This is a genomic window from Pseudomonas shiyinii (genome assembly GCF_056725765.1).
This window is the reverse complement of the sequence record NZ_CM161522.1, coordinates 4818454-4843121: the sequence shown is the minus strand read 5'-3', so window position 1 is coordinate 4843121 and position 24668 is coordinate 4818454. Positions and strand designations below refer to the sequence as shown.

Here is a 24668-nt window from a genome sequence, read left to right as displayed (position 1 = left end):
TCATGTGTGGAATCGTCGGGGCCGTAGCCGAACGTAATATCACCGCCATCCTCATCGAAGGCCTCAAGCGCCTGGAATACCGTGGGTATGACAGCGCTGGCCTGGCGGTCTTCACCCAGGCCGGTGAGCTCGAACGCCGTCGCCGCATTGGCAAGGTCAGCGAACTGGAGGCCGCCGTGGCAGCTGAGCCATTGGCCGGCCAGTTGGGCATCGCCCACACCCGTTGGGCCACTCACGGTGCGCCAAGCGAAACCAACGCCCACCCGCACTTCTCCAGCGATGATGTGGCGGTGGTACACAACGGCATCATCGAGAACCACGAAGCCCTGCGTGAAGAGCTCAAGGACCTGGGTTATGTCTTCGCTTCGCAAACCGACACCGAAGTCATCGTCCACCTGATCCACCACACCCTCAAGACCGTTCCCGACCTCACCGACGCCCTCAAGGTCGCCGTCAAGCGCCTGCATGGCGCCTACGGTCTGGCGCTGATCAGCAAGCAGCAGCCGGACCGCCTGGTCGCCGCGCGCAGCGGCAGCCCGCTGGTGATCGGCCTGGGCCTGGGCGAGAACTTCCTGGCCTCCGACCAATTGGCCCTGCGCCAGGTCACCGACCGCTTCATGTACCTCGAGGAAGGCGATATCGCCGAGATCCGTCGTGACCAGGTGAGCATCTGGGACCAGGCCGGGCACAAGGTTCAGCGCGAGACCGTGCAGTACCACGAAGGCGCCGAAGCAGCCGACAAGGGCGCCTATCGCCACTTCATGCTCAAGGAGATCCACGAGCAGCCGAACGTGGTCCAGCGCACCCTGGAAGGCCGTCTGGGCAAGGACCATGTCATGGTCCAGGCCTTCGGCCCACAGGCTGCCGAGCTGTTCGCCAAGGTGCGTAACGTGCAGATCGTCGCCTGCGGCACCAGCTATCACGCCGGCATGGTCGCCCGTTACTGGCTGGAAGAATTGGCCGGCATTCCTTGCCAGGTGGAAGTGGCCAGCGAATTCCGCTACCGCAAGGTGGTGGTGCAGCCGGACACCCTGTTCGTCTCCATCTCCCAGTCCGGCGAAACCGCCGACACCCTGGCGGCGCTGCGCAACGCCAAGGAGCTGGGCTTCCTGGGCAGCCTTGCCATCTGCAACGTGGGTATCAGTTCGCTGGTGCGCGAATCCGACCTGACCCTGCTGACCCTGGCGGGCCCGGAAATCGGCGTGGCCTCGACCAAGGCCTTCACCACCCAGCTGGTTTCGCTGATGTTGTTGACCCTGGCCCTGGGCCAGGTGCGCGGTACCCTGCAAGCCGGGGTCGAGGCCGAGCTGGTGGAAGAGTTGCGCCGCCTGCCTACCCGCCTGGGCGAAGCCCTGGCGATGGACGGCATCGTCGAGAAGACCGCCGAGCTGTTCGCCGACAAGCACCACACCCTGTTCCTCGGCCGTGGCGCCCAGTACCCGGTGGCCATGGAAGGTGCGCTCAAGCTCAAGGAGATCTCCTACATCCACGCCGAATCCTATCCGGCCGGCGAGCTCAAGCACGGCCCGCTGGCCCTGGTGGACAGCGATATGCCGGTGGTCACCGTGGCGCCGAACAACGAACTGCTGGAGAAGCTCAAGTCCAACCTGCAGGAAGTGCGTGCCCGTGGTGGCGAGCTGGTGGTGTTCGCCGACGAACAGGCCGGCATGACCAACGGCGAAGGCACCCATGTGATCAAGGTGCCGCACATCATCGATGCGCTGGCGCCGATCCTCTACACCATCCCGTTGCAGCTGCTGTCGTACTACGTGGCGGTGCTCAAGGGTACTGACGTCGACCAGCCGCGTAACCTGGCGAAATCGGTGACGGTGGAGTAAGGCGGTTTCATATTCATGGGGCTGGATTGAGACAATAACGTCTGTCACTGAACAAACTGTCACAGCAGCCACGGGAGCCCTCAGGGGCTCCCTGTCCCCTATTTGCGTATCCTGTGCTTCTGCAAATTCAACCAGATGAGTCGCTTAGCTCTTTTGTCTGATCCCAGCTGAAGAGGCCCACCCTGGCGCAGAGCGCTTAGGCTAGATCGGATCTGCCCAGAACGACCTTGGCACTCGGGCCGGTAGCGGTATTGAAATGGCCAAGAGCTGTCGAGGCGCGTTAATCAACGATCCATCTGAACGCTCGCTAATCGCATCTCGAGAACAAGAACATGGCTATCAAAGTAGGTTTCAACGGATTTGGGCGTATCGGTCGCTTAGCGCTTCGCGCGTCTTGGGAGTGGCCAGAATTCGAGTTCGTGCAGATCAATGATCCGGCTGGAGATGCCGAGACCCACGCCCACCTGATCAACTTCGACTCGGTCCATGGGCGCTGGCACCGTGAAGCACGTGCGCAAGGCGACTCGGTGGTGATCGACGGCAAGCGCATCAAGATCACCGCGAACAAGGTGATCGCTGACACCGACTGGTCGGGTTGTGACCTAGTCATCGAGGCCAGCGGCAAGATGAAATCGGTGGCCGTGCTCCAGGCCTACCTGGACCAAGGCGTTAAACGCGTGGTGGTGTGTGCGCCGGTGAAGGAAAAGGGCGCATTGAATGTGGTGATGGGGGTCAACCAGCACCTGTTCGAGCCGGCGCAGCACCGGATCGTTACCGCTGCGTCCTGCACCACCAACTGCCTGGCGCCAGTGGTCAAGGTCATTCACGAGAATCTGGGCATCCGCCACGGCTCGATCACCACTATCCATGACCTGACCAATACCCAGAGCATTCTGGATACGCCACATAAGGATCTGCGTCGCGCCCGGGCCTCAGGCATGAGCCTGATCCCTACCACCACAGGTTCAGCCACCGCGATCGCCGAGATCTTCCCCGAGCTACGCGGCAAACTGAACGGTCATGCCGTGCGCGTACCGTTGGCCAACGCCTCGCTGACCGACTGCGTGTTCGAAGTGGAGCGCGCGACCACTATCGAAGAGGTCAACGCCCTGCTCAAAGCCGCATCCGAAGGCCCGTTGAAGAACATCCTGGGCTATGAGGAACGTCCACTGGTGTCCATCGACTATCGCACCGACCCACGGTCCTCCATCATTGATGCGCTGTCGACGCTGGTGGTGAACGGCTCCCAGGTGAAGATCTACGCCTGGTACGACAACGAATGGGGCTATGCCAACCGTGCAGCGGAGTTGGCTCGACTGGTCGGTATGGCGGAGTAAGCAGCGATCATGAAGGCGTTGTCAGCCCTGTCTTCGGAAGTGCGTCAGTACCTGCTCGTTACCGGCAACTATTGGGCCTTCACCCTCACCGACGGTGCATTGCGCATGTTGGTGGTATTGCACTTCCATACCTTGGGCTACACGCCGCTGCAGATCGCGGCGCTGTTCCTGTTCTATGAGATTTTCGGTGTGATCACCAACCTGGTGGGCGGCTACCTCGGCGCCCGCCTGGGGCTCAATCGCACCATGAACATCGGCCTTGGCATGCAGGTCGTCGCCCTACTGATGCTCACGGCACCAGCAGCCTCGCTGACGGTGCCGTGGGTAATGGCCGCCCAGGCGCTGTCCGGTATCGCCAAGGACCTGAACAAGATGAGCGCCAAAAGCTCCATCAAGCTCCTGGTGCCGGACAGCCAGCAAGGCACCCTCTACAAATGGGTAGCCATCCTGACGGGCTCGAAAAACGCGCTCAAAGGCGTGGGCTTCTTCCTCGGGGGAGCACTGCTTGCGCTGCTCGGTTTTACCCAGGCGGTACTGGCCATGGCGGCGGTGCTGGCCCTGATCTGGATCGGCAGTCTGATCCTGCTGAAAAAGGACTTGGGCAAGGCCAAGGCCAAGCCGAAGTTCCGCGACATGCTATCCAAGAGCCGGGCCATTAACATCCTCTCGGCTGCACGGCTGTTTTTGTTCGGGGCGCGGGATGTTTGGTTCGTCGTGGCACTGCCGGTTTACCTGAGCTCTGCGTTTGGCTGGGATTTCTGGCTGGTCGGCGGCTTTTTGGCCGCCTGGGTAATCGGCTACGGCATCGTCCAGTCGTTTGCTCCCCATATCACCGGCAAGAAGCAGGGTCATATACCCGATGGCCGAGTAGCCTTCATCTGGGCAATCGCCCTGGCCGGACTGCCTGCGCTCATTGCCGTGGGCCTGTCGGCAGGCTGGTCGGCGCAGGTCGTCTTGCTCGCTGGGGTGATGCTGTTCGGCGTGCTGTTCGCTGTGAACTCATCGCTGCACAGCTACCTCATCGTCAGCTATGCCAAGGAAGACGGCGTCTCCCTGGATGTGGGCTTCTACTACATGTCCAACGCCCTGGGTCGCTTGGTCGGCACGCTGCTGTCAGGTTGGGTGTTTCAGGCCTATGGGTTGGAGGCTTGCTTGTGGATTTCCAGCATCTTCGTATTGGCCGCCGCACTCATCTCGATCGCGCTGCCCAGGCACAGTGAAATGGCACAGCAGCAACCTGATCAGTGAGGAAATGCGGGGGCCATCAGGCCCCCGCTTTCACCACAAACTGCTCGATTTCAGCTGCAGTAATGCGCGCTGTGCGGGGCACTCCGATCAAGGTTGCTGATGCAGAACCTGTCCACCGCCACAGCCTGGGCTCACTCACAGATCGGGTCCCTTCGACTTCTACACGTCCTTGCTCAGTAACACCCCCCAAGGCTCGCGAGGTGTCCCAAGGTGGGTTTGAACCCGGTGCACCAGATCACCGCATCCACTCAGTTTTAATGCTCTAACGCATCCGTCCGGATCGGTATTTTGTCATTAGGCAGCCCCCACATGACCACGCCTGCGCACAGGAAGCAAAATGGCGCTAGGACGAGCATCCCCATATAGGTATTACCAGTCACGTCATTGATATACCCCACCAACGTCGGTGCCACGATACCGCTCACCTGACCGATGCTGTTGATGGCGGCAATGCTGACTGCAATCGCCAGGCCATCGAAGGCCTTCTGCGGGATGGTCCAGAAAATCGGAATGGCGATGAAAATGCCTGATGTGGCCAGCACCAGAAAAGCTGTCAGTGCATAGGTCTGGCCATTGAAGCCACATGCCGCCAAGTAGCCGACACCCCCTACCAGCATGCAGCCCCAAAGATAGCGCTTGCGTTCCCCGCTGGCATCCGAGTGGCGTGTGACTATGACCATGCCGATAGCCGCGAACAGATAGGGGAGGGCTGTCAGCAGGCCCACTGTCAGTGGGTTGCTTACGCCGGCTGAGCTGATCAGGTGCGGCATCCAGAAATTCAGCCCGTAGGCCGTCAGTTTGATCATGAAGTACACGCTCGCCAGTACCAGGACTTCCCGCGTGCACAAGACCTTGAGCAATGGCGCCTGCCGTGGCGGCTCGATGCTTTTGTCGTTCTCCAGATTACGCAACAGCACGGTTTTTTCTTCATCCTTCAACCATGACGCGGAACGGATGTCGGCATCCAGCTTGAACAACACCACGATGCCCAGCAGTGCGCAAGGCAGCCCCGAGAGGACGAATAACCAGTGCCAGCCCGCCAGGCCGAGGAAACCGTCGAGGTAGTGAAGGACCAGCCCGGACAGTGGTGCGCCCAGCAGGCCCGACAGTGGAATCGAGAGAAACCAGATGCCATTGATGCTCGCCAGGTGTTTCTTGGGAAACCAGCAGGCCAGGTAGAACAGCAAGGCGGGCCCGAATCCGGCTTCCATCACGCCGATCAGAAAACGCAGGAAGTACAAGGTGTATTCGTCGTAGGCGAATACCAGGCAGGCCGTGGCGATGCCCCATGACACCATGATCCGGCAGATCCAGCTGGGAGCTCCGTACTTTTTCAAGCCGTAGCTGCTGGGCACTTCGAACAACACATAACCGAAGAAGAACACGCTGGCAGCGAAGCCATAGGCAGCATCGCTCAGGCCCAGTTCTGCCTGCATCTGGGCCTTGGCGAAGCTGATGTTGATGCGGTCGAAGTAGGAGAAGAGGAAACAGATGATCGTCAGCGGCAGTATGCGCCAGGCGATACGCCGGTAGAGCAGCAGTTCATGCAGGTCCGTCCCAAGCTCGGTTGCTCGTGGTGCCAGGGTAGTCATGGCAGTTCTCCTGTTTGTAATTGTTGGAAGGAGCCTTGCAGTGGGTATAGCGACTACAGGATGCGGGCCAGGCGGAAACCGATGTTGCGGGCACGCCCGTCTTGCTTGAATGCAGCACGGCTGGCTGAGCGGACGAAGGCGGGGACGTTGCTCCAGGAGCCACCGCGGATCACGCTGCGCTCGCACAATGGTTCGGTCCACGCCCGTTCATCCCGGGGGGCGCCGGTGTAATCGGCGTGCCAGCAATCGGCGGTGCGTTGCCAGACGTTGCCAAGCATGTCGTACAGGCCCCAGGGGTTGGCTGGGAACGAGCCGGTCGGCGCGGTGTTTACCCACTGATCAGCACCTTCGGCTCGGCCTGGGCAGCGTATTTGTGCTGGACAGTCGTCCTGGCCGTAGTTGGCATAACGGCGGGCAATATCGTTACCCCAACTGCGCGCGGTGGTGGTCCCGGCCCTGGCGGCATATTCCCATTGCGCTTCGCTGGGCAAGGCATAGCGCTGCCCGGTCTTGTCCTGCAGCCAAGTGATGTAATGGGCGATATCCGCCGTGCCGACATTGATCACTGGCCGTTCGCCGCGGCCGAACCCCTCGTCGCTAGGGCGATAGCCGGCGCAACCGCCTTCGCTCAGGCACAGGTCCCATTGAGCGAAGGTGATGGGGCGCGTGCTGATGGCGAATGCTTGGCCGATGGCGACCACATGCTGTTGTTCGTTGCCGAAACGTCCTGCTTCATCCGTAGGCGAACCCATGACGAAGCTGCCGGCGGGCAGAGCGATGAGTTCGGGACAACCCACCGCGCAATCGCTGAAGCGCGGCTGGCCGGCATGGGCATGACCTTCGAGCTGCTGTTGCAGCGCTTGCGCCTGATGCCTGTCGACGGCGGTCAGCGGCTGCTGGGCGGCGAGGTAGGCGGACAGGTTGTCGATCTGTGTGTCGTTCAGGTGGCGGGTCGCGGTGTTCATCACCGGGTCGGTGCGCTCGGCGCTTCTGAAATGCCGAAGCTGGTTCGCCAGGTAGCTGGCGTTCTGCCCTGCCAGCGCCGGGTAGTCGCTCGCACCGCCGACCCCGGCCGCACCATGGCAGGCGCTGCAGGCCGGGACTTTGGCGCTCTGGTCGCCAGCGGCGTACAGTTCGCCACCAGCAGCCAGGTCGGCCACCTGGCCGCTGGTGGCCGGAGGTGTCGCACAGGCCTTGGGCTGGGCCGCTACCTGGCCACCTTGGCTGATACAGGTACCTTTGGGCACCATGGTCCATTCGCCCGGGTCGCGGTCGTGTTGTGACATACCCGAGCAGGAGTGGAAGCAGGCGGTGTCCGCGCAATCGTTGTGGCCCTGCATGGCCACGCCATAACACACTTCCATCGCGTCGGGTGGGGGCTGCGTGGCCTGGGCGTGTGCCGCAGTCAGGCCGGAAAGTGCCACTGAAACCAGCATTTCGCGTACGTTCATGAGCGCGCCGCCATTGCCGGACGGCAGTGGCCAAGCGATGTAGGTGGCGGCATGCCTTGCAGGCTCAGCAGATGGCTGTACAGAGCCTGGGCGGGTGGGCACAACCGCTCGCTATCGAGGGCGGCGATGCGCAGGTCATGCGCCGACCATTCGTCTTCCAGGGGGATGGCAACCAGATCGAAATGTTCGCTGACTTCCTCATAAAGCCGCCCGGACATGATGCCAATCCCGAGGTTGGTGGCCACCATACGGCAGAGCGACTTGACGTCCGGCACATGGCCGCGCATGTCCGGGGCGTCGTGGTGCAGGGTTTCGTAACGTTTGTAGATCGAGGCGTAGGCATGCATGCCGATATGGGGATAGGTCAGGGTCTGTTCGAAATCAATAGGCCCGGCGCAGGCAAGCGGATGATCCGGTGCGGTGATCAGTACCAGGCGATCACTGCGGTAGGGCTCGCCCGGCAGCCGTTCGGTACCGTCCAATGAGACGAAGATGGCCAGGTCGGCTGCGCCGGATGCCATGACATCGACCAGTTGCTCGCTTTCGCAGGCCTGCAGGTCGATTCGCACATGACCGTGAGCCTGCATGTAGTCGGTCAGGTCAGCGGCCAGCGACTGACCGATGGCTGATGGGCTGGCGATGATTCGCACCCGGTCGTTGGCGGGCAACTGTCGGACCAGATCTTGGTGAATGTCATGTACACCTTGCAGCATCTGGCGTGCATGGCGCAGCAGGGTATGCCCCGCGCTAGTCAGTTGCATGCCTTGGCCGTTGCGCAGGAACAGTGAAGCGCCCAAGGCCTTTTCCAGGCTCACCAGGCGCTTGCTGGCGGCCGAGAGGGCGATACCCTCCCGGCGCGAAGCGCGGGTCAGTGTGCCTTCTTCACTGATTGCGAGCAGCAGTTTCAAGGTAACGAGGTCAACATGGTACAGGAGGCTAATCGGGCACATGGCTAATCCTTGCTTGCGGCCGGCGGCCGGCTTTTCCATCAGGTGGCCTGGCTCTGGTTGTTGTTGGCTCCAGGCTTCAGGTATCAGTGCTGGCCTCAGGCCAGGCGTTTCAGCAACCAGGGAAAGCGCGCCAAGTGGGCCGCTTCGAAGTCTCTGATTTGTTGTTCCTGCTGTAGTGTCAGGCCGACGTCGTCCAGACCGTTGAGCAGGCAGTGCTTCTTGAAGGCATCGATCTCGAAGCGGGCGCGCCAGCTGCCGTCGATGGTTTGCACGGTCTGGGCTGGCAGGTCTACCTGCAGTTGCATGGGCGAGTGCTGGGCTTCGTACCTGAACAGCCAGTCGACTTCGCTTTCGCTCAGCGCGATCGGCAACAGACCATTTTTGAAGCAGTTCTGGAAGAAAATGTCGGCGAAGCTTGGGGCGATCAGCACCCGAAAACCATACTGCTCCAGCGCCCAGGGGGCATGCTCGCGTGACGAGCCGCAACCGAAATTGGTACGCGCCAGCAGGATCGAGCAGCCTGCATAGCGTGGCTGGTTGAGGACGAAGTCCGGGTTGAGCGGGCGGGTCGAGCAGTCCTGCCCTGGTTCGCCGTGATCCAGATAGCGCCATTCGTCGAACAGGTTCGCAGCGAAGCCGGAACGGCGGATCGATTTCAGAAACTGCTTGGGCATGATCGCGTCGGTATCCACATTAGCGCGGTCCATGGGCGCAATGATGCCTTGCAATGTGTTGATCGGGTTCATTGCTGGCTCCTGTGAAATCCACGAACATCGACGAAGTGGCCGGTAACGGCGGCGGCGGCAGCCATGGCTGGGCTGACCAGATGGGTACGTCCGCCTTGACCCTGTCGGCCTTCGAAGTTGCGGTTGGAAGTGGATGCACAGCGTTCGCCGGGAGACAGGCGGTCATCGTTCATGGCCATGCACATGGAGCAACCGGGCTCACGCCATTCGAAGCCGGCAGCCTTGAAGATGGCGTCCAGGCCTTCCGCTTCAGCCTGGCGCTTCACCAAGCCTGAACCGGGTACCACCATGGCTCGCTTGATGCTGCTGGCCACCTGACGGCCATTGACGATAGCCGCTGCCTCGCGCAGGTCCTCGATGCGTGAATTGGTGCACGAACCGATAAAGATCTTGTCCAGCTGTATCTGACTGATCGGGGTGCCGGCGGCAAGGCCCATGTAGGCCAGGGCCTTCTTGTAACCCTCGCGCTTGACGGGGTCCTGTTCCTGCAACGGGTCGGGTACGCAGCCGTCGATCGCACTGGTCATTTCCGGTGAAGTTCCCCAGGTGACCTGTGGCTTGATCTGTCGGGCGTCTATGAAGACGCTGTGGTCGAAATGCGCATCCGGGTCCGAATGCAGTGTTTGCCAGTACGCCACGGCCTGGTCCCATTGCGCACCGGTTGGGGCCAGGGGCTTGCCGCGTACGTAATCAAGGGTGGTCTGATCGAAAGCGATCATACCTGCTCGTGCGCCTGCTTCGATCGACATGTTGCATACGGTCATGCGCTGCTCCATCGACATGGCGGCGATGGTGGTGCCGCAATATTCGATGGCGCAGCCGGTGGCACCTCCGGTACCGATCACGCCGATTACGGCGAGAATTACATCCTTGGCCGTAACCCCCATCCCCAGCGGGCCGTCGATCTGGACGCGCATGACCTTCATCTTGCGCGCTAACAAGGTCTGGGTGGTCAGCACATGCTCGACTTCCGACGTGCCGATACCATAGGCCAGGCAGGCGAAGGCTCCATGGGTGGAAGTATGCGAGTCGCCGCATACCACGGTCATGCCCGGCAACGTGGCGCCTTGCTCCGGACCAACCACGTGCTCGATACCCTGGCGTACATCATCCATGCCCAGATAGCTGATCGCGTTGCGGTGGGCGTTGCTGGCCAGGGTCTGCACCTGCAGTCGCGAGAACGGGTCGCTGATGGGGCTACCGTCACGCGGGCCGGTGGGTACGTTGTGATCGGCGATGGCCAGGTTCGAGGCCGGGCGCCATGCCGAGCGGCCGCGCATGGCCAGCGCTTCGAAAGCTTGCGGGCTGGATACTTCGTTGATCAGATGACGGTCGATGTACAGCAGGCCAGTGCCATCGACACTGGTGCTGATCAGGTGGGTTTCCCACAGCTTGTCGTACAAGGTCCGCGGTGTGGCCGTTTGAGACATGGGAGTGCTCCGTGCAGATGTCTCAAAATGTTACCAACGCTTCTGCAGGCCAGACGTGTCATATGCACATGGCTCCCATGCCGGTTGTTGAGGTCAATGATCTGCGAGGTAACTGATCAGTCCTCGGGCTGTGGCAGTCAGGCGGGCGCTATCGCGTGAGACCACGATCAGCTTGCGGGTTGCCCAGGCTTCAGCGATGGGCACGATCTTCAGGTCCAGCGCGCGGGTGTTGTATTCAGCCACCAGTTGCGGCACCACGGCGACACCGAGCTCGGCATGGACCATCCGGCACAGCACGTCGAGGCTACGCACCTGGATGGTCAACGACAGGGTCAGGCCTTGCTCGGCGGCCTGAAGATTGAGCAGTTTCATCAGGCTGGTTTCCGGGCCCAGGCCGACCAGGCGCTCTTGGACGATACAGCCCAGGTCGACCGAGCTGAGTGACGCCAGGCGATGCCGAGGTGGCACGATCAGCACCAGGCGGTCGGCGCGATAGGGCCGTGCCTCCATGCTTGCGGGCAAGTCCTGGGCATTGCAGATGCCGATTTCCGCGGTGCCTTCTTCAACACTGCGCAATACCTCGGCGGAGGCAATCTCGTCCACACGGATGTCCACTTCCGGGAACGAGCGCTGGAAAGATGCCAGATCCTCGGGCAGGAATTGCACGATGGCCGAAAGGTTGGCGGCAATCTTCACAGAACCTTTGGCACCTACTTGGAACTGCGAAATCTCGGCGTTGAGATTCTCCAGGCTTTCGAGCACGGCGCGCGCGTGGCGAGCGAGCATTTCGCCGACCGGAGTTACCGAAATCCCTCGGGATTGACGGTGGATCAACGGGGCGCCGACGAGGAGTTCGAGATCGGAGATCCGCCGGCTCACGGCGGAGGGCGTAATACATTCTCGCTCCGCGGCGCGGGCAATGTTCTGCTCTAGGTAGACCGCCAGAAATAGGCGTAGCGAGGTCAGGTCGAACTTACGCGTTAAATTGGTCACGGTAATAAACGATCCTTGTTTATATTATGTTGTTTTGTTATTGGCACGAGGCGCGAATTATCGTAGCAGCTCTCAGTGCCCGTGCCGAATGAAACTTTTGTTAGCCCGCTGGCAGTACGGACCTGCGCCGGATGTTGAGGCTTGTTGAAAATTGGCGAATGGCTAACCGCATTTGAGTCTGGCTAAGGTACGCCCTGAATTCGACGAGTGCGCCAACGCGATAAACCCCGTTGGGCAACGTGCTCGAGATTATCCAGGGAGAGTAAGGTTATGAATCACGTCGATGATCTGCTTACGTTTATCGAAGGCTACCAGGCGCACGGCAGCGCCGGGCGGACACCCTATCTGCTAGATCAGCCGCTTCGCCAGGCGATCTTGGACACTTGTCAGAGCCTTCAGAAACGGGGCCTTGCAGCAGATTCCGAAGCGCTGCAGAAGATTAACGCGGTATTGGCAAATATATACGAGTATCGTTTTTCTTTGCCCGGTGCCAATGCCGTTGATATTGATGTGTCATCGCTTTTCTCCGACGTCTGTGCCCTGCTGGAACCGGTGATACTTGAGGCTGAAATTGCCAAGATTCCCGCTGATATATTTGATCAGTTGCCCACGACCAGTGAAGCGTTCGTCGAATGGCTGAAGCAATACATCATTCAACACCCTGCCGGCTCTCATACCTTCTTCAATTACCTGAAAGATGAAGCCAGCCGTGAGGGCATGAAGATGTTCCTTGCCCAGGAAACCACATTGGACCCACGTTTCGATGACATCCTGGCCTTGATGCAGGTTGGCGTGACCGGTGCCGAGAAGATGGAAATTGCCAAGAACTATTTCGATGAAATGGGCAATGGCCAGGAAGACGAAGTGCATACGGTCCTGTTCAGCAAAGCGCTGACTGCGCTGGGGATCGACCAGTCGTACATCGACCGAATCCTGCTGCCCGAAGCCCTGTTGTGCGGCAACCTTTCCGCCTGCCTGGCCTTGAGTTCGCGTCACCATTACAAGGCCATCGGTTACTTCGGCGTCACCGAATTCCTCGCCCCTCGCCGTTTCAAGAAGATGGTCGCCGGTTGGCGTCGCCTGGGCCTGCCCGAAGCGGGCGTGGAATACCATGACCTGCATATCCGCGTGGATGCCATCCATGGCAAGGGCTGGTTCGACAATGCGATTGAGCCCGCCGCCCGACGCGATCCTGCCTTGATCAAGGAGATCCTGTTCGGTGCGCTGATCCGCCTGAGCTCGTCGCAAGCCTATCTCGACCGCCTGTTGCAGACGGTCACGGGGCTTGGCCATGTGCAGGTGGTGCAGCCGCACGTCGACAGTGCCGTGGCATGAGGGGCGGTGCGATGGAAAGCCCTGTCATGGTGCCCCTGCGTCCTGCTTCGGCATCGCTGGGGCTGGAACGTCTGGCAAGCTCGCAACTGGTAGGGGTTGCCCGTGAGGCATTTTCCCGCACTGGGGTGGACTTCCTGTGTTTTGGCGAAAGTGACCACCCTTGCCCGACAAGCGCGCTACAGGCACTGACCCAGGCGCTGCAGCAAGGGCATACGCGTTACCCGGATATCCGTGGTATCCCAGCGCTGCGTGAAGCGCTGGCGCGCTACCTCTGCGGGCTGCACCAGGTGGCCGTTGACGAGTCGCGCGTCGCGGTGACGGCATCGGGGATGGCCGCGCTGAACGTGGCGTTCGCCAGCCTGGTCCAGGCCGGCGACATCGTAGTGGTGATCGGCCCTTGCTGGCCCAACCCCTGCAACTTGGCTGAGTTACGTGGTGCACGGGTCAGGCGGGTGGCACTGCGCCAGGGCGTCGGCGGCTTCGTCCTCGACCTTGCAGAACTCGAAGCCGCGCTGTGGGGGGCTAAGGTGCTGGTGGTGAATTCACCGAACAATCCCACCGGCTGGACCGCAAGCAAGGATCAGCTGCGTCGCATTCTGGCGATGTGCCGGGCTCAGGGCGTCTGGGTGGTGAGTGACGAAGTCTATTCCCGCCTGACCTACGACGGCCGGACTGCGGCGCCTTCCATGCTCGAAGTGGCGGACGAACACGACCGCCTGATCGTATGCAACAGCTTCAGCAAGGGCTGGGCCATGACCGGCTTCCGGGTCGGTTGGCTGGTGCTGCCGCAGGGCCAGCGCGACGTGATCGGCGAGGTGATCGAGCTGACCCATTCAGGGGTGGCACCGTTCAACCAGTTGGCTGCCATGGCTGCCTTGGCCGATACCGACTTCGTCGAGGGTTTCAGGGCCTATTGCGAGCGTGGGCGGGCCATCGTCAGCAACGCCCTGGCCGGGCTCGACAATGTCGTCTACAGCCCGCCCCAGGCTGCGTTCTATGCCTTTCTCAAGGTGCGCGGCCTGCGCAATAGCCATGAATTCGCATTGAACCTGGTGCGCGAACACGGCGTGGCGCTGGCCCCTGGCACGGCGTTCGGCAGCGATGGAGAAGGCTACCTGCGCATTTGCTTCGCCCAGAAACCGGAGTTGCTCGAGCGAGCCATGACCAAGCTGGTCAAGGCCCTGGGCCAGATTGCCTGAAATAGGAGGTTGCATGCCGTACGTGAATATCAAGGTCACCGATGAAGGTGTCACGCGTGAACAGAAGCAAGCGCTGATCGCTGGTGTGACCACCGTGTTGCAGGAAGTGCTGGGCAAGAACCCGCACACCACGACCGTGGTGATCGATGAGATCAATGTCGACAACTGGGGCCTGGCCGGCGTTGCCGTGCCGGAGTACCGCAGCCGTTTTGCAAAGACCAATCGCTGATAACAAGGAGAAGCAGACATGCTGACAGTTTGGGGGCGTGAACGAGGCCTATGCGTGAAGAAGGTGCTTTGGTGCCTGGAAGATCTGGGCCTGGACTTCGAGCGTATCGACGCCGGCCGGCAGTATGGTCGTACCCACGAAGAGGAATACCTGCGGTTGAACCGCAACGGGCTGGTGCCGACACTGCTGGACGATGAGTTCGTACTGTGGGAATCCAACGCAATCATGCGCTATCTGGCTCGTCGGTACGGCAATGACACTCTGTACCCGCTCGAGCCTCGCCTGCACGCTGACGTCAACCGCTGGCTCGATTGGTCGATGGGCGCATTGTGGCCGGACATCGTGCCACTGTTCACCTCGCTGATCCGCACCGAACCGGCCAAGCGCGATCTGGCCGCGATCAAGGTGCAGTCCGAGCGCATCGCGCGCAACTGGCTGATCCTCGACGAATACCTGCAAGGCAAGCAGTACGTCACCGGTGAGCATTTCACCATCGCTGACATTGCCTTGGGCGTGCTTGCTCAGACCTACGAAACGTTCGAGCTCGACAACAAGCCCGACGCACCGCACCTGGCCGCATGGTACGCACGCATCAGCGAGCGACCAGGCTTCAAGCGTTATGCCGTGCTACCGCCGGAACAAGACCCTAGCGGGCACAAGTGAAGATCAGGTGGCGATGCATGCATCGCCACTTGTGTGTTTTCCTGGAGAACAGTCAATGCGATACAAGACACGTCCCGAGGGTGCCAACTGGGGCGACTTTGGTGCCGACGACCAACTCGGCAGGCTGAACCTGCTGACGCCGGCAAAGGTCCTGCAAGGGGTCGCCGAGGTACGCGAGGGCCGCTCGTTCTGCCTGAGCCTACCGCTGGACCTGCCCGGTGGTTCGAAATGGAACCCGCGCCGGCAACCGCCAGTGCTCAAGCCGGTCACACGCAACGAGCAATCCAACATCGATTACCACCTCTGCCAGGACGACCCGCACTGGACCGATGTGCTCTGTGATCACACCGTTACCTTGTGCACGCAGTATTCCACCCAGTGGGACAGCCTGGCGCAGGTCGGCAGCTTGTACGACCTGCATGGCGACGGGCAACTGCAAAGCTGCTACTACAACGGTTTCGCCGCCACCCCAGATGTATTCGGCGAGGTGGTGCGTGAGCCGGATGCCGAAGGGCAACTGCCAGCGACGCCGGCCAAGGTGCTGGGGGTTGAGCACATGGCTGCGACGGGCGTGCAGGGGCGCGGCGTGCTGATCGATCTGGAAGCGCATTTCGGCCGGCAGCGACGGCGCGTCGGGTTCGAGGACATCTTGAAGGTGATGGAGCTCGATGGCGTTGAAGTCGAGCCGGGCGACATCGTTCTCTTCCATACCGGCTTCGCCCAGATGCTGGTGGATATGGGGGGAGACCCTGATGTGCATTTGCTGGAGCGCTCGTGCGTCGAGCTGGACGGACGCGATCCGAAACTGCTGGAATGGGTGAGCAGCAGCGGTATCGCCGCCATTGCCGCCGACAATCATGCGGTCGAGGCCTATGACCCGATGGACAAGCTGGACCTGCCGGCCTACCCGATTCTGCCGTTGCACAACCTGTGCCTGTTCAAGCTTGGCATCCACCTCGGTGAATTGTGGCACCTGACGCCGCTGGCGCACTGGTTGCGCGCGAATGGGCGTAGCCGCTTCCTGTTGACCGCCCCGCCGCTAAGGCTGACGGGTGCGGTCGCTTCACCCGTTACACCTGTGGCAACGGTCTGATAGGCCGAAGACATTTTCAAACCGTATCGCAGGAGCGAAGGCAATGCAGTGGCAACGTAACCTGGCAATCTGTTTTTTTGGATCGTTCATCAACATTGTTGCCATGACCGTGCTGCTGCCGTTCCTGCCCATTTATGTGGAGCACCTGGGCGTCACAGGCGATGCCGAGATTGCCCGCTGGTCGGGCATCGCCTACGCCGCGACCTTCTTCAGCGCAGCTTTGGTGGCGCCACTCTGGGGACACCTGGCGGATCGCTACGGCAGCCGGCAGAACCTGATCCGGGCAAGTTTCGGCATGGTGATCAGCATGGGCCTGATCGGCATGGCACAGAGTGTCGAGCAACTGGTGGCACTGCGCCTGCTGGTCGGCCTGGCGGGTGGCTACACCTCTGGTTCCTACGTGCTGGTGGCAGCGCAAACGCCGAAGGACCGTTCGGCCTGGGCGCTGGGCGTACTGTCCTCCGGGATCATGGCTGGCGGTTTGGTCGGCCCGCTGCTTGGCGGGGTGCTGCCCAACATCGTCGATATCCGTACCATCTTCCTTGGGGCCAGCGGGTTGATCTTCTTCAACTTTTTGGCCACCTGCTTGTTCATCACGTCGTCCAAGGTGCTGACGAAGACCAGCAAGACCACTGTCGCCAGCGAGGCCGCGGTGCGACCAGACATGTCCATCGTCCTCACCATGCTGCTGGTGGCCATGATCCTGATGATGGCCAACATGTCGATCGAGCCGATCATCACACTGTATGTGCGCAGCCTCGGCGTGAGTGCACAGTCGGTCACGCCGCTGGCCGGCCTCTGCATGGCGGCATCGGCCCTGGGCAGCATCCTTTCGGCACCACGCCTTGGGAAATTGGCTGATCGCATCGGTGCCTTGAAGGTCATCGTGTTGTGCCTGACCATTGCCGGCTTGCTGTTGATTCCCCAGGCGCTGGTCACTGAGGCCTGGCAGTTGGTCGCCTTGCGCCTGGCGATGGGGCTGGCGCTGGGAGGGCTGATCCCCTGCGTGTCGGCGGTGATCCGGCAGAACGTTGGCGCGCACAGGGTCGGCAAGATGCTCGGCTACTCCACCTCGGCCCAGTACCTTGGGCAGGTCGCCGGCCCAATATTGGGTGGCTTCGCCGCCGGTTCCCTGGGCCTGCGTTTCGTCTTCGGTGCCACCAGCCTGGTGCTGCTGGCAACGGCCGGCTGGTGCTTGTTGCTGTTGTTGCGCGGCCAAATGGACGGCAACAAGACCTCACTCAGTGACAGCTGACCCAGCATGATGTTTGGGCACTGCTGCAGTGCCCATTTGGCAGCTTGAGCAACCAGGTAATCCATTAAGGTGGTGGTACGGAGGATTACTATGAATACCACCATCAACTTGGCAGGACGCATTCTTTACCTGAGCGATGACCCACAGATCATGCAGCGGCAATTGCAAGGCGAGGACTTCAGCCTCGCCCAGGCCGAACCGCTCAGAGACAACATTTCCACCGACGAGATCACGCCGGTCACCGTGATGCTCGACTATGATGAGCGTCTCGGTCGCTTTCCTTATGTAGGCTTCAAGTCAGCGGACACGCTGCCGGTCGGCGTCGATCAGGTCCGCCAGGGTGGTTTCAGCGTCACGGTGGCGGGCAGCCGTTATGGTAAGGGGTCTTCCCGTGAATCTTCACCGCTGGCCGAGTTGTCGGCGGGTATCCGCCTGATCGTGGCTCGCAGCTTCGAGCGTATCTACCAGCAGAACTGCGACAATCTGGGCATCCTGACCACCACGGACTTCGGTGTGCTCGATCGGATCGCTGCTGGCGAACCTATCTACCTCGAGGAATTCCTGGAGGGGCGTGATGAGCTGACCCAGCAGATTATTCGCAGCGGCGGCCTGCTCAGGTACAGCCGTAGCCTGGACTGGTCGGTCAACGGAGGGGCTCCAGCGTCGCGAACGGCTGGGCAAAAAACGCTGGTGGAAAAGATCATTGAACGCCACCTCCATGCCCAGTCACCGAAGCCTGAAAGGGGCGCTGGCGTATTCATCCGCGCCGACCTGCGCTTCAGCCACGACTACTTCACCGGCATGTGCGCGCACCTGCTGCATCAGGCCTATGGCGAGCCGGCATCGCTGGTCGATCCGCAGAGCATCATCACCTTCGAGGACCACCTGGTCCTGGCCAGCGAAAGCGTGCCGCATATCGAGCAGAACCTATTGCCTGGCATCCGCCACCTGGTCGATGGCCACGAGCGTTTCAGCCGACGCTACCCGGTGCGCAGCCATGGTGCGGACAAGCAGCGTGGTGGCTCCGAAGGCATCTGCCATGCCTTGATGATCGAACGCTATGCCTTGCCGGGCCAGGTAGTCATCGGCACCGATTCGCACACCCCGCACTCCGGGGCGTTGGGTTGCCTGGCCTTCGGCGTGGGCGCCAGCGATATGACCCACAGCTGGCACACCGGGCACGTACGCTGCAAAGTACCGGAAACGCTGCGTATCGAGGTCAGTGGGGAACTGGCCGAAGGGGTCATGGCCAAGGACCTGGTGCTGCACCTGCTGCGCCTGGCCTTCATACGCCAGGGCAAGGCCATCGGGTGTGTATTCGAGTTCGGCGGCTCGGCTGTCCGCAGGATGAGCGTCGATGAACGAGCGACCCTCACCAATATGGTGGCCGAGTTGGGTGGTATGACAGGTATTGTCGAGCCAGACGATAAGGTCGTGGAGTTCCTGCGCGAACGGCGCGGCGTCGAGGTACAGCTGGAACCGTGGATGAGCAGCGACCCGGACGCTGTGTACCGAGATGTGCTGCAAATCGATGCGTCGCAAGTGGGTGTGATGCTAGCGGCGCCCGGCGACCCCGGCAATGGTGTGGCAATCTCCGACGTGGCCGGCCCAGTGCGGGTAGACATCGCCTATGGCGGCTCCTGCACGGCAGGCAAGCGCAGCGATTTCGACGCCTATCACGAGGTGATCCAGTGGGCCCAGGCCAACGGCATCGTGCCGGCGTCGCACACCAGGTTCTTTCTCCAGTTCGGTACCGCCGATGTGCATGACTATTGCCGGGACCAAGGCTACCTGGAAACCTTCCGCCAGGCCGGTGTGCAGTTGATCATGCCGGGCTGTGGCGCCTGCGCGAACTGTGGACCCGGCCAGTCGACTTCAGCTGACCAGGTGACTGTCAGCGCCATTAACCGCAATTTCCCTGGACGTTCAGGGCCGGGCAGCGTATGGCTTGCCAGCCCCTATACCGTGGCGGCAAGTGCCCTGGCAGGCAGCCTGACCAGCTTTACGCAGTTGCAAAGCCGCTATGCTGCGGCAGCAGGCTAACCCACCAACAGCTGATCCATCGCCCAGCGGCGCAACAATGCGCCGCTTTGCTCGATGCGCTGCGCATCGGGGTAATCGACAGGGTGGTGGTCATAGGCGACCAGTATCGCCTTTTCCAACGAGCAACCCACTTGCAGTGCCTGGAGCGCGGCATATTCATAAGGCGGCACCCAGCGTACCCCTACCTGCCAGCACCGCCGATGCACGAGAAATTGCGGTAGCGCTTGCTGCGCGTCTTCAGGCGTCAAACGAGCATACGCGTGGTAGGCCGGCCAGGAACTGTTCAGCAATTGACAGGCCGGATGCAGCCCTACTCCGCGCTGCAGGCCTGCCTGGCCGGCGGCGAGGATCTCCGTCGAACTCAAGGCAGGGCTATTGGCTGCACGGTTGCAGCAGTGTACGGCCCACTCCAGGCGAGCCAGCATGGCCAAGTCCGACCCTCTGCCAAAGGCAGGCTGTTGCTCGAGAAAATCCCCAAGTCGGTCACCAAATAAGCCCAGGTCGCCTTCGGTGGACGGATGGTTGCGCCCATATTGTTCGCACAGCTGCGCAAAGACCATGGCCGGCAGCTGCTCACGCAACTTCGGATAGATCAGGCCCAAGGTGCGTTGCTGCTGGGCGGCCAGACGTCGCCGATAATGGTCGATGCCCTGGCGTGCCTGGTCTGATGTGATCCAAGCCTCCAGCGCGGTCTCATCGGAGCCGTTCAAGGCAGCGGCGAAATCCGCCTGCAGGCGAGCCAGTTGTTCCAGTGTCACGCCAGGCAACGCGCGGCCAGCGTGCGGGCGATCTCGACCTGCCCCAGCAAGACATCCAGACCAGGCAGGCGCACGTCCCACTCGATCATCGTAGGCACTGGGCCAAACCGGCGCAGGGCGTGTTGATACAGGTCCCACACTGGCGGCTCGATCATCGAGCCATGATCATCGATCAACCGCCCCTGTTGTCTGCTGAAGCCTGCCAGGTGAATTTCGCCGACCAAGCCCGGCTCGATATTGTCGAGTGCTTCGAATGCGCTCTCGCCATGGTTGTGCTCGTTAACGTACAAGTTGCTCAAGTCCAGCAAAATGCCGCAGCCGCTGCGTCGAGCCAATTCACATAGCAAACGGGCTTCGCTGTACTGATCCATGCGATAGCGCAACAAGGGGGCAAGGTTTTCAATCAGCAATTGCCGGTCCAAGCGCTGCTGTATGTGGATCAAGCGCGGCACCAGCAACGTCAGCGTGGCGTCGACCATAGGCAGCGGCAGCAAGTCATTGAAATGGCGGCCGCCATGGCTGTTCCAACACAGATGTTCTGAAATCTTAAGTGGGCGCAGTGCCGAGCATAGCGCTACCAGTCGTTCGATAGCGGCTTGCGGTGGGTTGTCCAGCGAGCCCAGCCCCAGGCCAACGCCGTGCAGGCTAAGCGGGTAGCGCTGGGCGATCTGCTCCAAGACATGGCGGTCCCAGCCACCGTCGGCGAAGTAATTCTCGGCATGTACCTCCAGCCAGTCCACCTCGACCTGGCTGTCGAGAAAAGCCTGGTAATGCAAAGGCCGTAATCCTACTCCGATAATGGGCTGTGTCATGTCGGTGAGCCGCTAAGGGTAAGGGGGCTAGCCTAGCATGGGCAGCACGGCGAACAGCGAGTGGCCCCCTGCCGATTGGGCATGGGAGACGTGCAAGCGCAGCAAGCCCGTTCAGATCCATGCCAACCTCATCAACGCACAGAAGGCCACTGCTGAACGCTTTGTGCCGGACAGGTCATCCTACCTGCCAGCATTTCGAACAACGCCTCGTACAAGCGCTCCACCTCTGGCAAACCCCTCGCCCGCAAGCACCCATGCACCAGCCCGTGGCCTGGAAAATAATCCACAGCCACCCCATCGCCACGTAGCCGCTCGGCATACAGTCGCCCATCGTCACGCAGGGGATCGAACTCGGCGACGCTGATAAAGGCTGGTGCCAGCCCGCGCAAATCATGCGCGCGCAATGGCAATGCCAGAGAGCTCCCGGTGAGTTCGGGCAGGTATGCGTCCAGGCACGCCTGCAGGTCCTCGCTGGACAACAGCGGCGCATCGGCGCACTCGCGTCGCGAAGCAGTGTTCTCGTCACCAAGGGCTGGATAGATCAATACCTGGGCGCAGGGCTGCTGCTCATCGGCATCCCGTAACGCCAGGCACAAGGCAGCGGCGAGGTTGCCACCGGCGCTGTCGCCGACCACTGCCATGCGCGCGCAGTCCACAGGCTCGCCGACAAGGCCATTACGCAATGCATGCCAGGCCGCGAGGCTGTCCTCCAGTGCGGCGGGGAAGGGATGTTCCGGTGCTAGCCGGTAATCCACCGCGACTACGAGCAAACCTAGCCGCGTGACCAGTTCTGTACAGAAGAACGCGTGCGAATCGAGGCCGCCGAGCATCCAGCCGCCTCCATGCAGGAACAGCACGGTGGGCCAACCGCCCGGCGGCGCCGGGCGGGCTGGGTAGAACAACCGCAACGGTGGCAACTGGACACGCTTCAGGTCGCGTACCTGCACGCCTGCCGGGGCCGGTGGGGTGAAGGCCGCTGCCATGCGCGAATAGGCCGTGCGTTGAGCGGCGAGCGACGAGTCGGCCACGGCGAAGGCGCGGGTGCGCTCGATGAAGGCCGTCATGCCGGCCGACAGAGGGTATGGGGTCATTGCTGGCTGGCGACCAGCGTTGCGTCGGCCGGTTTGCCCTCGAAGGTGGTCACCCCGGCGAGCCAGGTCGATACCTGCTCAGGGTGGGCCTTGAGCCAGGCGCGGGCGGCCTCCAGCGGCGCGGTGCGGTCCAGGATGGGTTCCATCACCTGGCTGACGCCCTCGCTGGTGAAGCGCAGATTGTGCAGCAGCTTGGCAACGTTGCCGCACTGCTGCTGGTAGCCGGCGGCGGTCATGATCGAGACCGTGGCAGAACCTTCGTTCGGGCCGAACGCATCGTCGCTGCCGGAGAGGTATTTCATGTCGATCTGCAGGTTCATCGGGTGTGGTTTCCAGCCGGCGAACACCACCCATTTCTGCTGATTGACGGCGCGCTTTACCGCCGTGAGCATGCCGGCCTCGCTGGACTCCACGCCCTGGAAACCTTTGAGGCCGAACTTGTCCTGGTCGATCATCTGTTGGGTGATGCGGTTCATGCCGCTGCCCGGTTCGATCAGGTAGATTCGGTTGTTCAGCTTGTCACGGAACCTGGCGATATCGGCGAAGGTCTTCAGGCCTGCGTCATAGGCGTAGGTGGGGACGGCATAGGTGGACTGCGCATCGCTCAAGGTGGCTGGGCTGATGACGTCGATCTGCTGCTTGTCGAGGTAGGGCTTGGCTACCGATTGCATGGTCGGCTGCCAATAGCCGAGGAAGATGTCGAGGCGTTTCTCGGCCATGCCGGCGAGGATGATCTGCTGCGAGGCGCTGGTCTGCTTGACCTTGTAGCCCAGGCTGTCGAGCAGGGCCTCGACCACTGCGCTGCTGGCGACCACATCGGTCCAGTTCACCGAGCCCATGCGCACGTTCTGGCAGGCGGCCGGCTCGGCGGCCCAGGTACCGCTGGCAACGCTCAACAACGCAGCGCAGGTGGCCGCTGTGATCGATCGCTTCATGACTTCTCCCTCGGGACGTTATCGTTGTTATGTCGTGGGGCCCCGCGCAGCGGTGGCTGTCGCTCACGTTACGGGCAGCCTGAAATAAAAAATCGCACTGAGGCGACTCGCAGTTGCACGGTGGCGACCGTGGAAACCTTAGCCGAGCAGGAAAAAAAGAAAGGGCGAACACCTGTGTTCGCCCTTTTGATGCACCCTCGTTTCGATGCGATCAGATTTGCATGGCCATGCCATCCACGTTCATCGCAGCCTGGCGCAGTGCCTCGGAGCGGGTCGGGTGAGGGTGGCAGGTGAGGGCGATGTCCTCGGCCGAGGCGGAGAACTCCATGGCCACGCAGAACTCGCCGATCATCTCGCTCACGCTTGGGCCCACCAGGTGCACGCCCAGCACCTCGTCGGTGTTGGCATCGGCGATGACCTTGGCGAAACCTTCGGTTTCATGGTTGATCTTGGCGCGGCTGTTGGCGGTGAAGGGGAACTTGCCGACCTTGTAGGCGCGGCCTTCGGCCTTGAGCTGTTCTTCGGTCTTGCCGACGCTGGCCAGTTCCGGGCGGGTATAGATGACGCCTGGGATCAGGTTGTAGTTGACCTCGTGGGCCTTGCCGGCGATACGCTCGATGCAGGAGACCGCCTCGTCCTCGGCCTTGTGCGCCAGCATCGGGCCGGACGTGACATCGCCGATCACCCAGATGCCTGGCACCGAGGAACGGTGATGCTCGTTGGCCAGCATGCCGCGCTTGTCGGTTTCAAGGCCGACGCTTTCCAGGTTCAGGCCTTGGGTGTAAGGGCGGCGGCCGATAGCCACCAGCACGTAGTCGGCCTGCAGGGTTTCGGCCGCGCCGCCGGCTGCAGGTTCCAGCGTGAGGCTGACGCTGTCGGCCGATGGGGTGGCCTGGGTCACCTTGCTGCCGAGCTTGAAGGCCATGCCTTGCTTGGCCAGGGCTTTCTGCAGGGTCTTGGCGGTTTCCTCGTCGGTACCGGGGCAGATACGGTCCAGGTATTCGATCACGGTCACTTCGGCACCCAGGCGGCGCCACACCGAGCCCAGTTCAAGGCCGATCACGCCGGCACCGATCACCACCAGGTGCTTGGGTACCTGGGGCAGCGACAGGGCGCCGGTGGAGTCGATGATGCGCTGGTTGTCGATGGTCACGCCTGGCAGCGGGGTGGGTTCGGAGCCGGTGGCGATGACGATGTCCTTGGCCTGCAACGTGGTCTCGCTGCCGTCCTCGGCCTTGACGATAACCTTGCCGACGCCGTCGAGGCGGCCCCAGCCCTTGACCCAGTCGACCTTGTTCTTGCGGAACAGGTATTCGATGCCCTTGGTCAGGCCGGTCACGCTTTCGTCCTTCTGCTTCATCATCTGGGCCAGGTTGAGCGTAGGCTTGACCTCGATTCCCAGGTGGGCGAACTCCTCGCCGGTGGCTGCTTCGTAGAGCTCCGACGCATGCAGGAGCGCCTTGGATGGCATGCAGCCGACATTCAAGCAGGTGCCGCCGAGGGTCGAGCGACCCTCCACACAGGCGACGCTCATGCCCAGCTGACCGGCGCGGATCGCTGCATTATAGCCACCGGGGCCGCCGCCAATGATCACCACATCATAGGATTTCATGGGTTTACTCCAGGAGTGAAGAAGCGCAAGAGGGCCACAAGATTAGTCTGCACAAGGA

Annotated in this window: 21 protein-coding genes and 1 pseudogene; 10 read left to right on the top strand and 12 right to left on the bottom strand. The window is 61.6% G+C overall.

The genetic code is table 11. The annotated features are described in order from the left end of the window. Positions 1-2: 2 nt before the first annotated feature. From glmS to arsJ, 3 genes are all read left to right on the top strand, one after another. On the top strand, positions 3-1838 hold the full coding sequence (glmS, locus tag ACXHGZ_RS21925; protein WP_480461549.1) for a glutamine--fructose-6-phosphate transaminase (isomerizing): 1836 nt from the start codon (positions 3-5) through the stop codon (positions 1836-1838). A gap of 332 nt (positions 1839-2170) precedes the next feature. After that, complete coding sequence (locus ACXHGZ_RS21920; RefSeq protein ID WP_480461547.1) at positions 2171-3175, top strand: ArsJ-associated glyceraldehyde-3-phosphate dehydrogenase; 1005 nt, start codon at positions 2171-2173, stop codon at positions 3173-3175. Between the two features lie 9 nt (positions 3176-3184). Beyond that, entirely contained in the window at positions 3185-4423 is a 1239-nt protein-coding gene (gene arsJ, locus ACXHGZ_RS21915) for an organoarsenical effux MFS transporter ArsJ (RefSeq protein WP_480461545.1), read from the top strand. Positions 4424-4439: 16 nt separating this feature from the next. Here arsJ and ACXHGZ_RS21910 read toward each other — a convergent pair. The 7 genes and pseudogenes from ACXHGZ_RS21910 to ACXHGZ_RS21880 form a co-directional block, all read right to left on the bottom strand. Further along, positions 4440-4671, bottom strand: a pseudogene (locus ACXHGZ_RS21910) (pyridine nucleotide-disulfide oxidoreductase); the annotation flags it as partial. A gap of 6 nt (positions 4672-4677) precedes the next feature. Continuing rightward, positions 4678-6015 carry an MFS transporter gene (locus tag ACXHGZ_RS21905; protein ID WP_480461543.1) on the bottom strand — a complete coding sequence of 446 codons (1338 nt, stop codon included), beginning with the start codon at positions 6013-6015 and terminating at the stop codon, positions 4678-4680. 53 nt (positions 6016-6068) lie between these two features. Continuing rightward, positions 6069-7466 carry a BufA1 family periplasmic bufferin-type metallophore gene (gene bufA1, locus ACXHGZ_RS21900; RefSeq protein WP_480461542.1) on the bottom strand — a complete coding sequence of 466 codons (1398 nt, stop codon included), beginning with the start codon at positions 7464-7466 and terminating at the stop codon, positions 6069-6071. Beyond that, complete coding sequence (locus tag ACXHGZ_RS21895; RefSeq protein ID WP_480461541.1) at positions 7463-8416, bottom strand: LysR family transcriptional regulator; 954 nt, start codon at positions 8414-8416, stop codon at positions 7463-7465. The genes bufA1 and ACXHGZ_RS21895 overlap by 4 nt, the downstream gene beginning before the upstream one ends. Positions 8417-8511: 95 nt before the next feature. Next, entirely contained in the window at positions 8512-9162 is a 651-nt protein-coding gene (gene leuD / locus ACXHGZ_RS21890) for a 3-isopropylmalate dehydratase small subunit (protein ID WP_480461540.1), read from the bottom strand. Continuing rightward, complete coding sequence (gene leuC, locus ACXHGZ_RS21885) at positions 9159-10592, bottom strand: 3-isopropylmalate dehydratase large subunit (RefSeq protein ID WP_480461538.1); 1434 nt, start codon at positions 10590-10592, stop codon at positions 9159-9161. The genes leuD and leuC overlap by 4 nt, the downstream gene beginning before the upstream one ends. Before the next feature lie 93 nt (positions 10593-10685). Then, entirely contained in the window at positions 10686-11585 is a 900-nt protein-coding gene (locus ACXHGZ_RS21880; RefSeq protein WP_480461536.1) for a LysR substrate-binding domain-containing protein, read from the bottom strand. 270 nt (positions 11586-11855) lie between these two features. On the opposite strand from ACXHGZ_RS21880, the gene ACXHGZ_RS21875 reads away from it, so the two are divergent. From ACXHGZ_RS21875 to ACXHGZ_RS21845, 7 genes are all read left to right on the top strand, one after another. Next, positions 11856-12920, top strand: a complete 1065-nt coding sequence (locus ACXHGZ_RS21875) for an iron-containing redox enzyme family protein (protein ID WP_480461534.1) — start codon at positions 11856-11858, stop codon at positions 12918-12920. A gap of 26 nt (positions 12921-12946) precedes the next feature. Further along, positions 12947-14119, top strand: coding sequence for an aminotransferase class I/II-fold pyridoxal phosphate-dependent enzyme (locus tag ACXHGZ_RS21870; protein ID WP_480461531.1), 1173 nt, complete (start codon positions 12947-12949; stop codon positions 14117-14119). Positions 14120-14132: 13 nt separating this feature from the next. After that, positions 14133-14348, top strand: a complete 216-nt coding sequence (locus tag ACXHGZ_RS21865; RefSeq protein WP_480461530.1) for a tautomerase family protein — start codon at positions 14133-14135, stop codon at positions 14346-14348. An 18-nt stretch (positions 14349-14366) separates the two neighbouring features. Continuing rightward, complete coding sequence (locus ACXHGZ_RS21860) at positions 14367-15011, top strand: glutathione S-transferase family protein (protein ID WP_480461528.1); 645 nt, start codon at positions 14367-14369, stop codon at positions 15009-15011. 55 nt (positions 15012-15066) lie between these two features. Then, complete coding sequence (locus ACXHGZ_RS21855) at positions 15067-16104, top strand: cyclase family protein (protein ID WP_480461527.1); 1038 nt, start codon at positions 15067-15069, stop codon at positions 16102-16104. A 43-nt stretch (positions 16105-16147) separates the two neighbouring features. Further along, entirely contained in the window at positions 16148-17359 is a 1212-nt protein-coding gene (locus ACXHGZ_RS21850; RefSeq protein ID WP_480461525.1) for an MFS transporter, read from the top strand. Between the two features lie 90 nt (positions 17360-17449). Beyond that, positions 17450-19402, top strand: coding sequence for an aconitase family protein (locus ACXHGZ_RS21845; RefSeq protein ID WP_480461523.1), 1953 nt, complete (start codon positions 17450-17452; stop codon positions 19400-19402). On the opposite strand, the gene ACXHGZ_RS21840 is transcribed toward ACXHGZ_RS21845, so the two are convergent. The 5 genes from ACXHGZ_RS21840 to lpdA form a co-directional block, all read right to left on the bottom strand. Then, a complete protein-coding gene (locus ACXHGZ_RS21840) occupies positions 19399-20160 on the bottom strand; it encodes an HvfC/BufC family peptide modification chaperone (RefSeq protein WP_480461521.1) in 762 nt (253 codons plus the stop codon). The two genes, ACXHGZ_RS21845 and ACXHGZ_RS21840, sit on opposite strands and share 4 nt — an antisense overlap. Next, positions 20157-20936, bottom strand: coding sequence for an MbnB/TglH/ChrH family RiPP precursor modification enzyme (locus ACXHGZ_RS21835; RefSeq protein ID WP_480461519.1), 780 nt, complete (start codon positions 20934-20936; stop codon positions 20157-20159). Before ACXHGZ_RS21835 ends, ACXHGZ_RS21840 begins: the two co-directional genes overlap by 4 nt. A gap of 167 nt (positions 20937-21103) precedes the next feature. After that, positions 21104-22063 (bottom strand): alpha/beta hydrolase, encoded by a 960-nt coding sequence (locus ACXHGZ_RS21830; protein ID WP_480461518.1) that lies wholly within the window; start codon positions 22061-22063, stop codon positions 21104-21106. Further along, a complete protein-coding gene (gene choX, locus ACXHGZ_RS21825; RefSeq protein WP_480461516.1) occupies positions 22060-22998 on the bottom strand; it encodes a choline ABC transporter substrate-binding protein in 939 nt (312 codons plus the stop codon). Before choX ends, ACXHGZ_RS21830 begins: the two co-directional genes overlap by 4 nt. 211 nt (positions 22999-23209) lie before the next feature. Continuing rightward, positions 23210-24610 (bottom strand): dihydrolipoyl dehydrogenase, encoded by a 1401-nt coding sequence (gene lpdA, locus ACXHGZ_RS21820; RefSeq protein WP_224457464.1) that lies wholly within the window; start codon positions 24608-24610, stop codon positions 23210-23212. Between the last annotated feature and the right edge of the window lie 58 nt (positions 24611-24668).

What these genes read in the sequence shown, in the direction of transcription:
- ACXHGZ_RS21860 (WP_480461528.1), top strand. Translation starts at nt 14,367, where the DNA reads ATGCTGACAGTTTGGGGGCGTGAACGAGGCCTATGCGTGAAGAAGGTG.
- ACXHGZ_RS21850 (WP_480461525.1), top strand. Translation starts at nt 16,148, where the DNA reads ATGCAGTGGCAACGTAACCTGGCAATCTGTTTTTTTGGATCGTTCATC.
- ACXHGZ_RS21830 (WP_480461518.1), bottom strand. Translation starts at nt 22,063, where the DNA reads ATGACCCCATACCCTCTGTCGGCCGGCATGACGGCCTTCATCGAGCGC.
- ACXHGZ_RS21865 (WP_480461530.1), top strand. Translation starts at nt 14,133, where the DNA reads ATGCCGTACGTGAATATCAAGGTCACCGATGAAGGTGTCACGCGTGAA.
- ACXHGZ_RS21870 (WP_480461531.1), top strand. Translation starts at nt 12,947, where the DNA reads ATGGTGCCCCTGCGTCCTGCTTCGGCATCGCTGGGGCTGGAACGTCTG.
- arsJ (WP_480461545.1), top strand. Translation starts at nt 3,185, where the DNA reads ATGAAGGCGTTGTCAGCCCTGTCTTCGGAAGTGCGTCAGTACCTGCTC.
- ACXHGZ_RS21905 (WP_480461543.1), bottom strand. Translation starts at nt 6,015, where the DNA reads ATGACTACCCTGGCACCACGAGCAACCGAGCTTGGGACGGACCTGCAT.
- choX (WP_480461516.1), bottom strand. Translation starts at nt 22,998, where the DNA reads ATGAAGCGATCGATCACAGCGGCCACCTGCGCTGCGTTGTTGAGCGTT.
- ACXHGZ_RS21855 (WP_480461527.1), top strand. Translation starts at nt 15,067, where the DNA reads ATGCGATACAAGACACGTCCCGAGGGTGCCAACTGGGGCGACTTTGGT.
- leuD (WP_480461540.1), bottom strand. Translation starts at nt 9,162, where the DNA reads ATGAACCCGATCAACACATTGCAAGGCATCATTGCGCCCATGGACCGC.
- bufA1 (WP_480461542.1), bottom strand. Translation starts at nt 7,466, where the DNA reads ATGAACGTACGCGAAATGCTGGTTTCAGTGGCACTTTCCGGCCTGACT.
- lpdA (WP_224457464.1), bottom strand. Translation starts at nt 24,610, where the DNA reads ATGAAATCCTATGATGTGGTGATCATTGGCGGCGGCCCCGGTGGCTAT.
- ACXHGZ_RS21875 (WP_480461534.1), top strand. Translation starts at nt 11,856, where the DNA reads ATGAATCACGTCGATGATCTGCTTACGTTTATCGAAGGCTACCAGGCG.
- leuC (WP_480461538.1), bottom strand. Translation starts at nt 10,592, where the DNA reads ATGTCTCAAACGGCCACACCGCGGACCTTGTACGACAAGCTGTGGGAA.
- ACXHGZ_RS21895 (WP_480461541.1), bottom strand. Translation starts at nt 8,416, where the DNA reads ATGTGCCCGATTAGCCTCCTGTACCATGTTGACCTCGTTACCTTGAAA.
- glmS (WP_480461549.1), top strand. Translation starts at nt 3, where the DNA reads ATGTGTGGAATCGTCGGGGCCGTAGCCGAACGTAATATCACCGCCATC.
- ACXHGZ_RS21845 (WP_480461523.1), top strand. Translation starts at nt 17,450, where the DNA reads ATGAATACCACCATCAACTTGGCAGGACGCATTCTTTACCTGAGCGAT.
- ACXHGZ_RS21920 (WP_480461547.1), top strand. Translation starts at nt 2,171, where the DNA reads ATGGCTATCAAAGTAGGTTTCAACGGATTTGGGCGTATCGGTCGCTTA.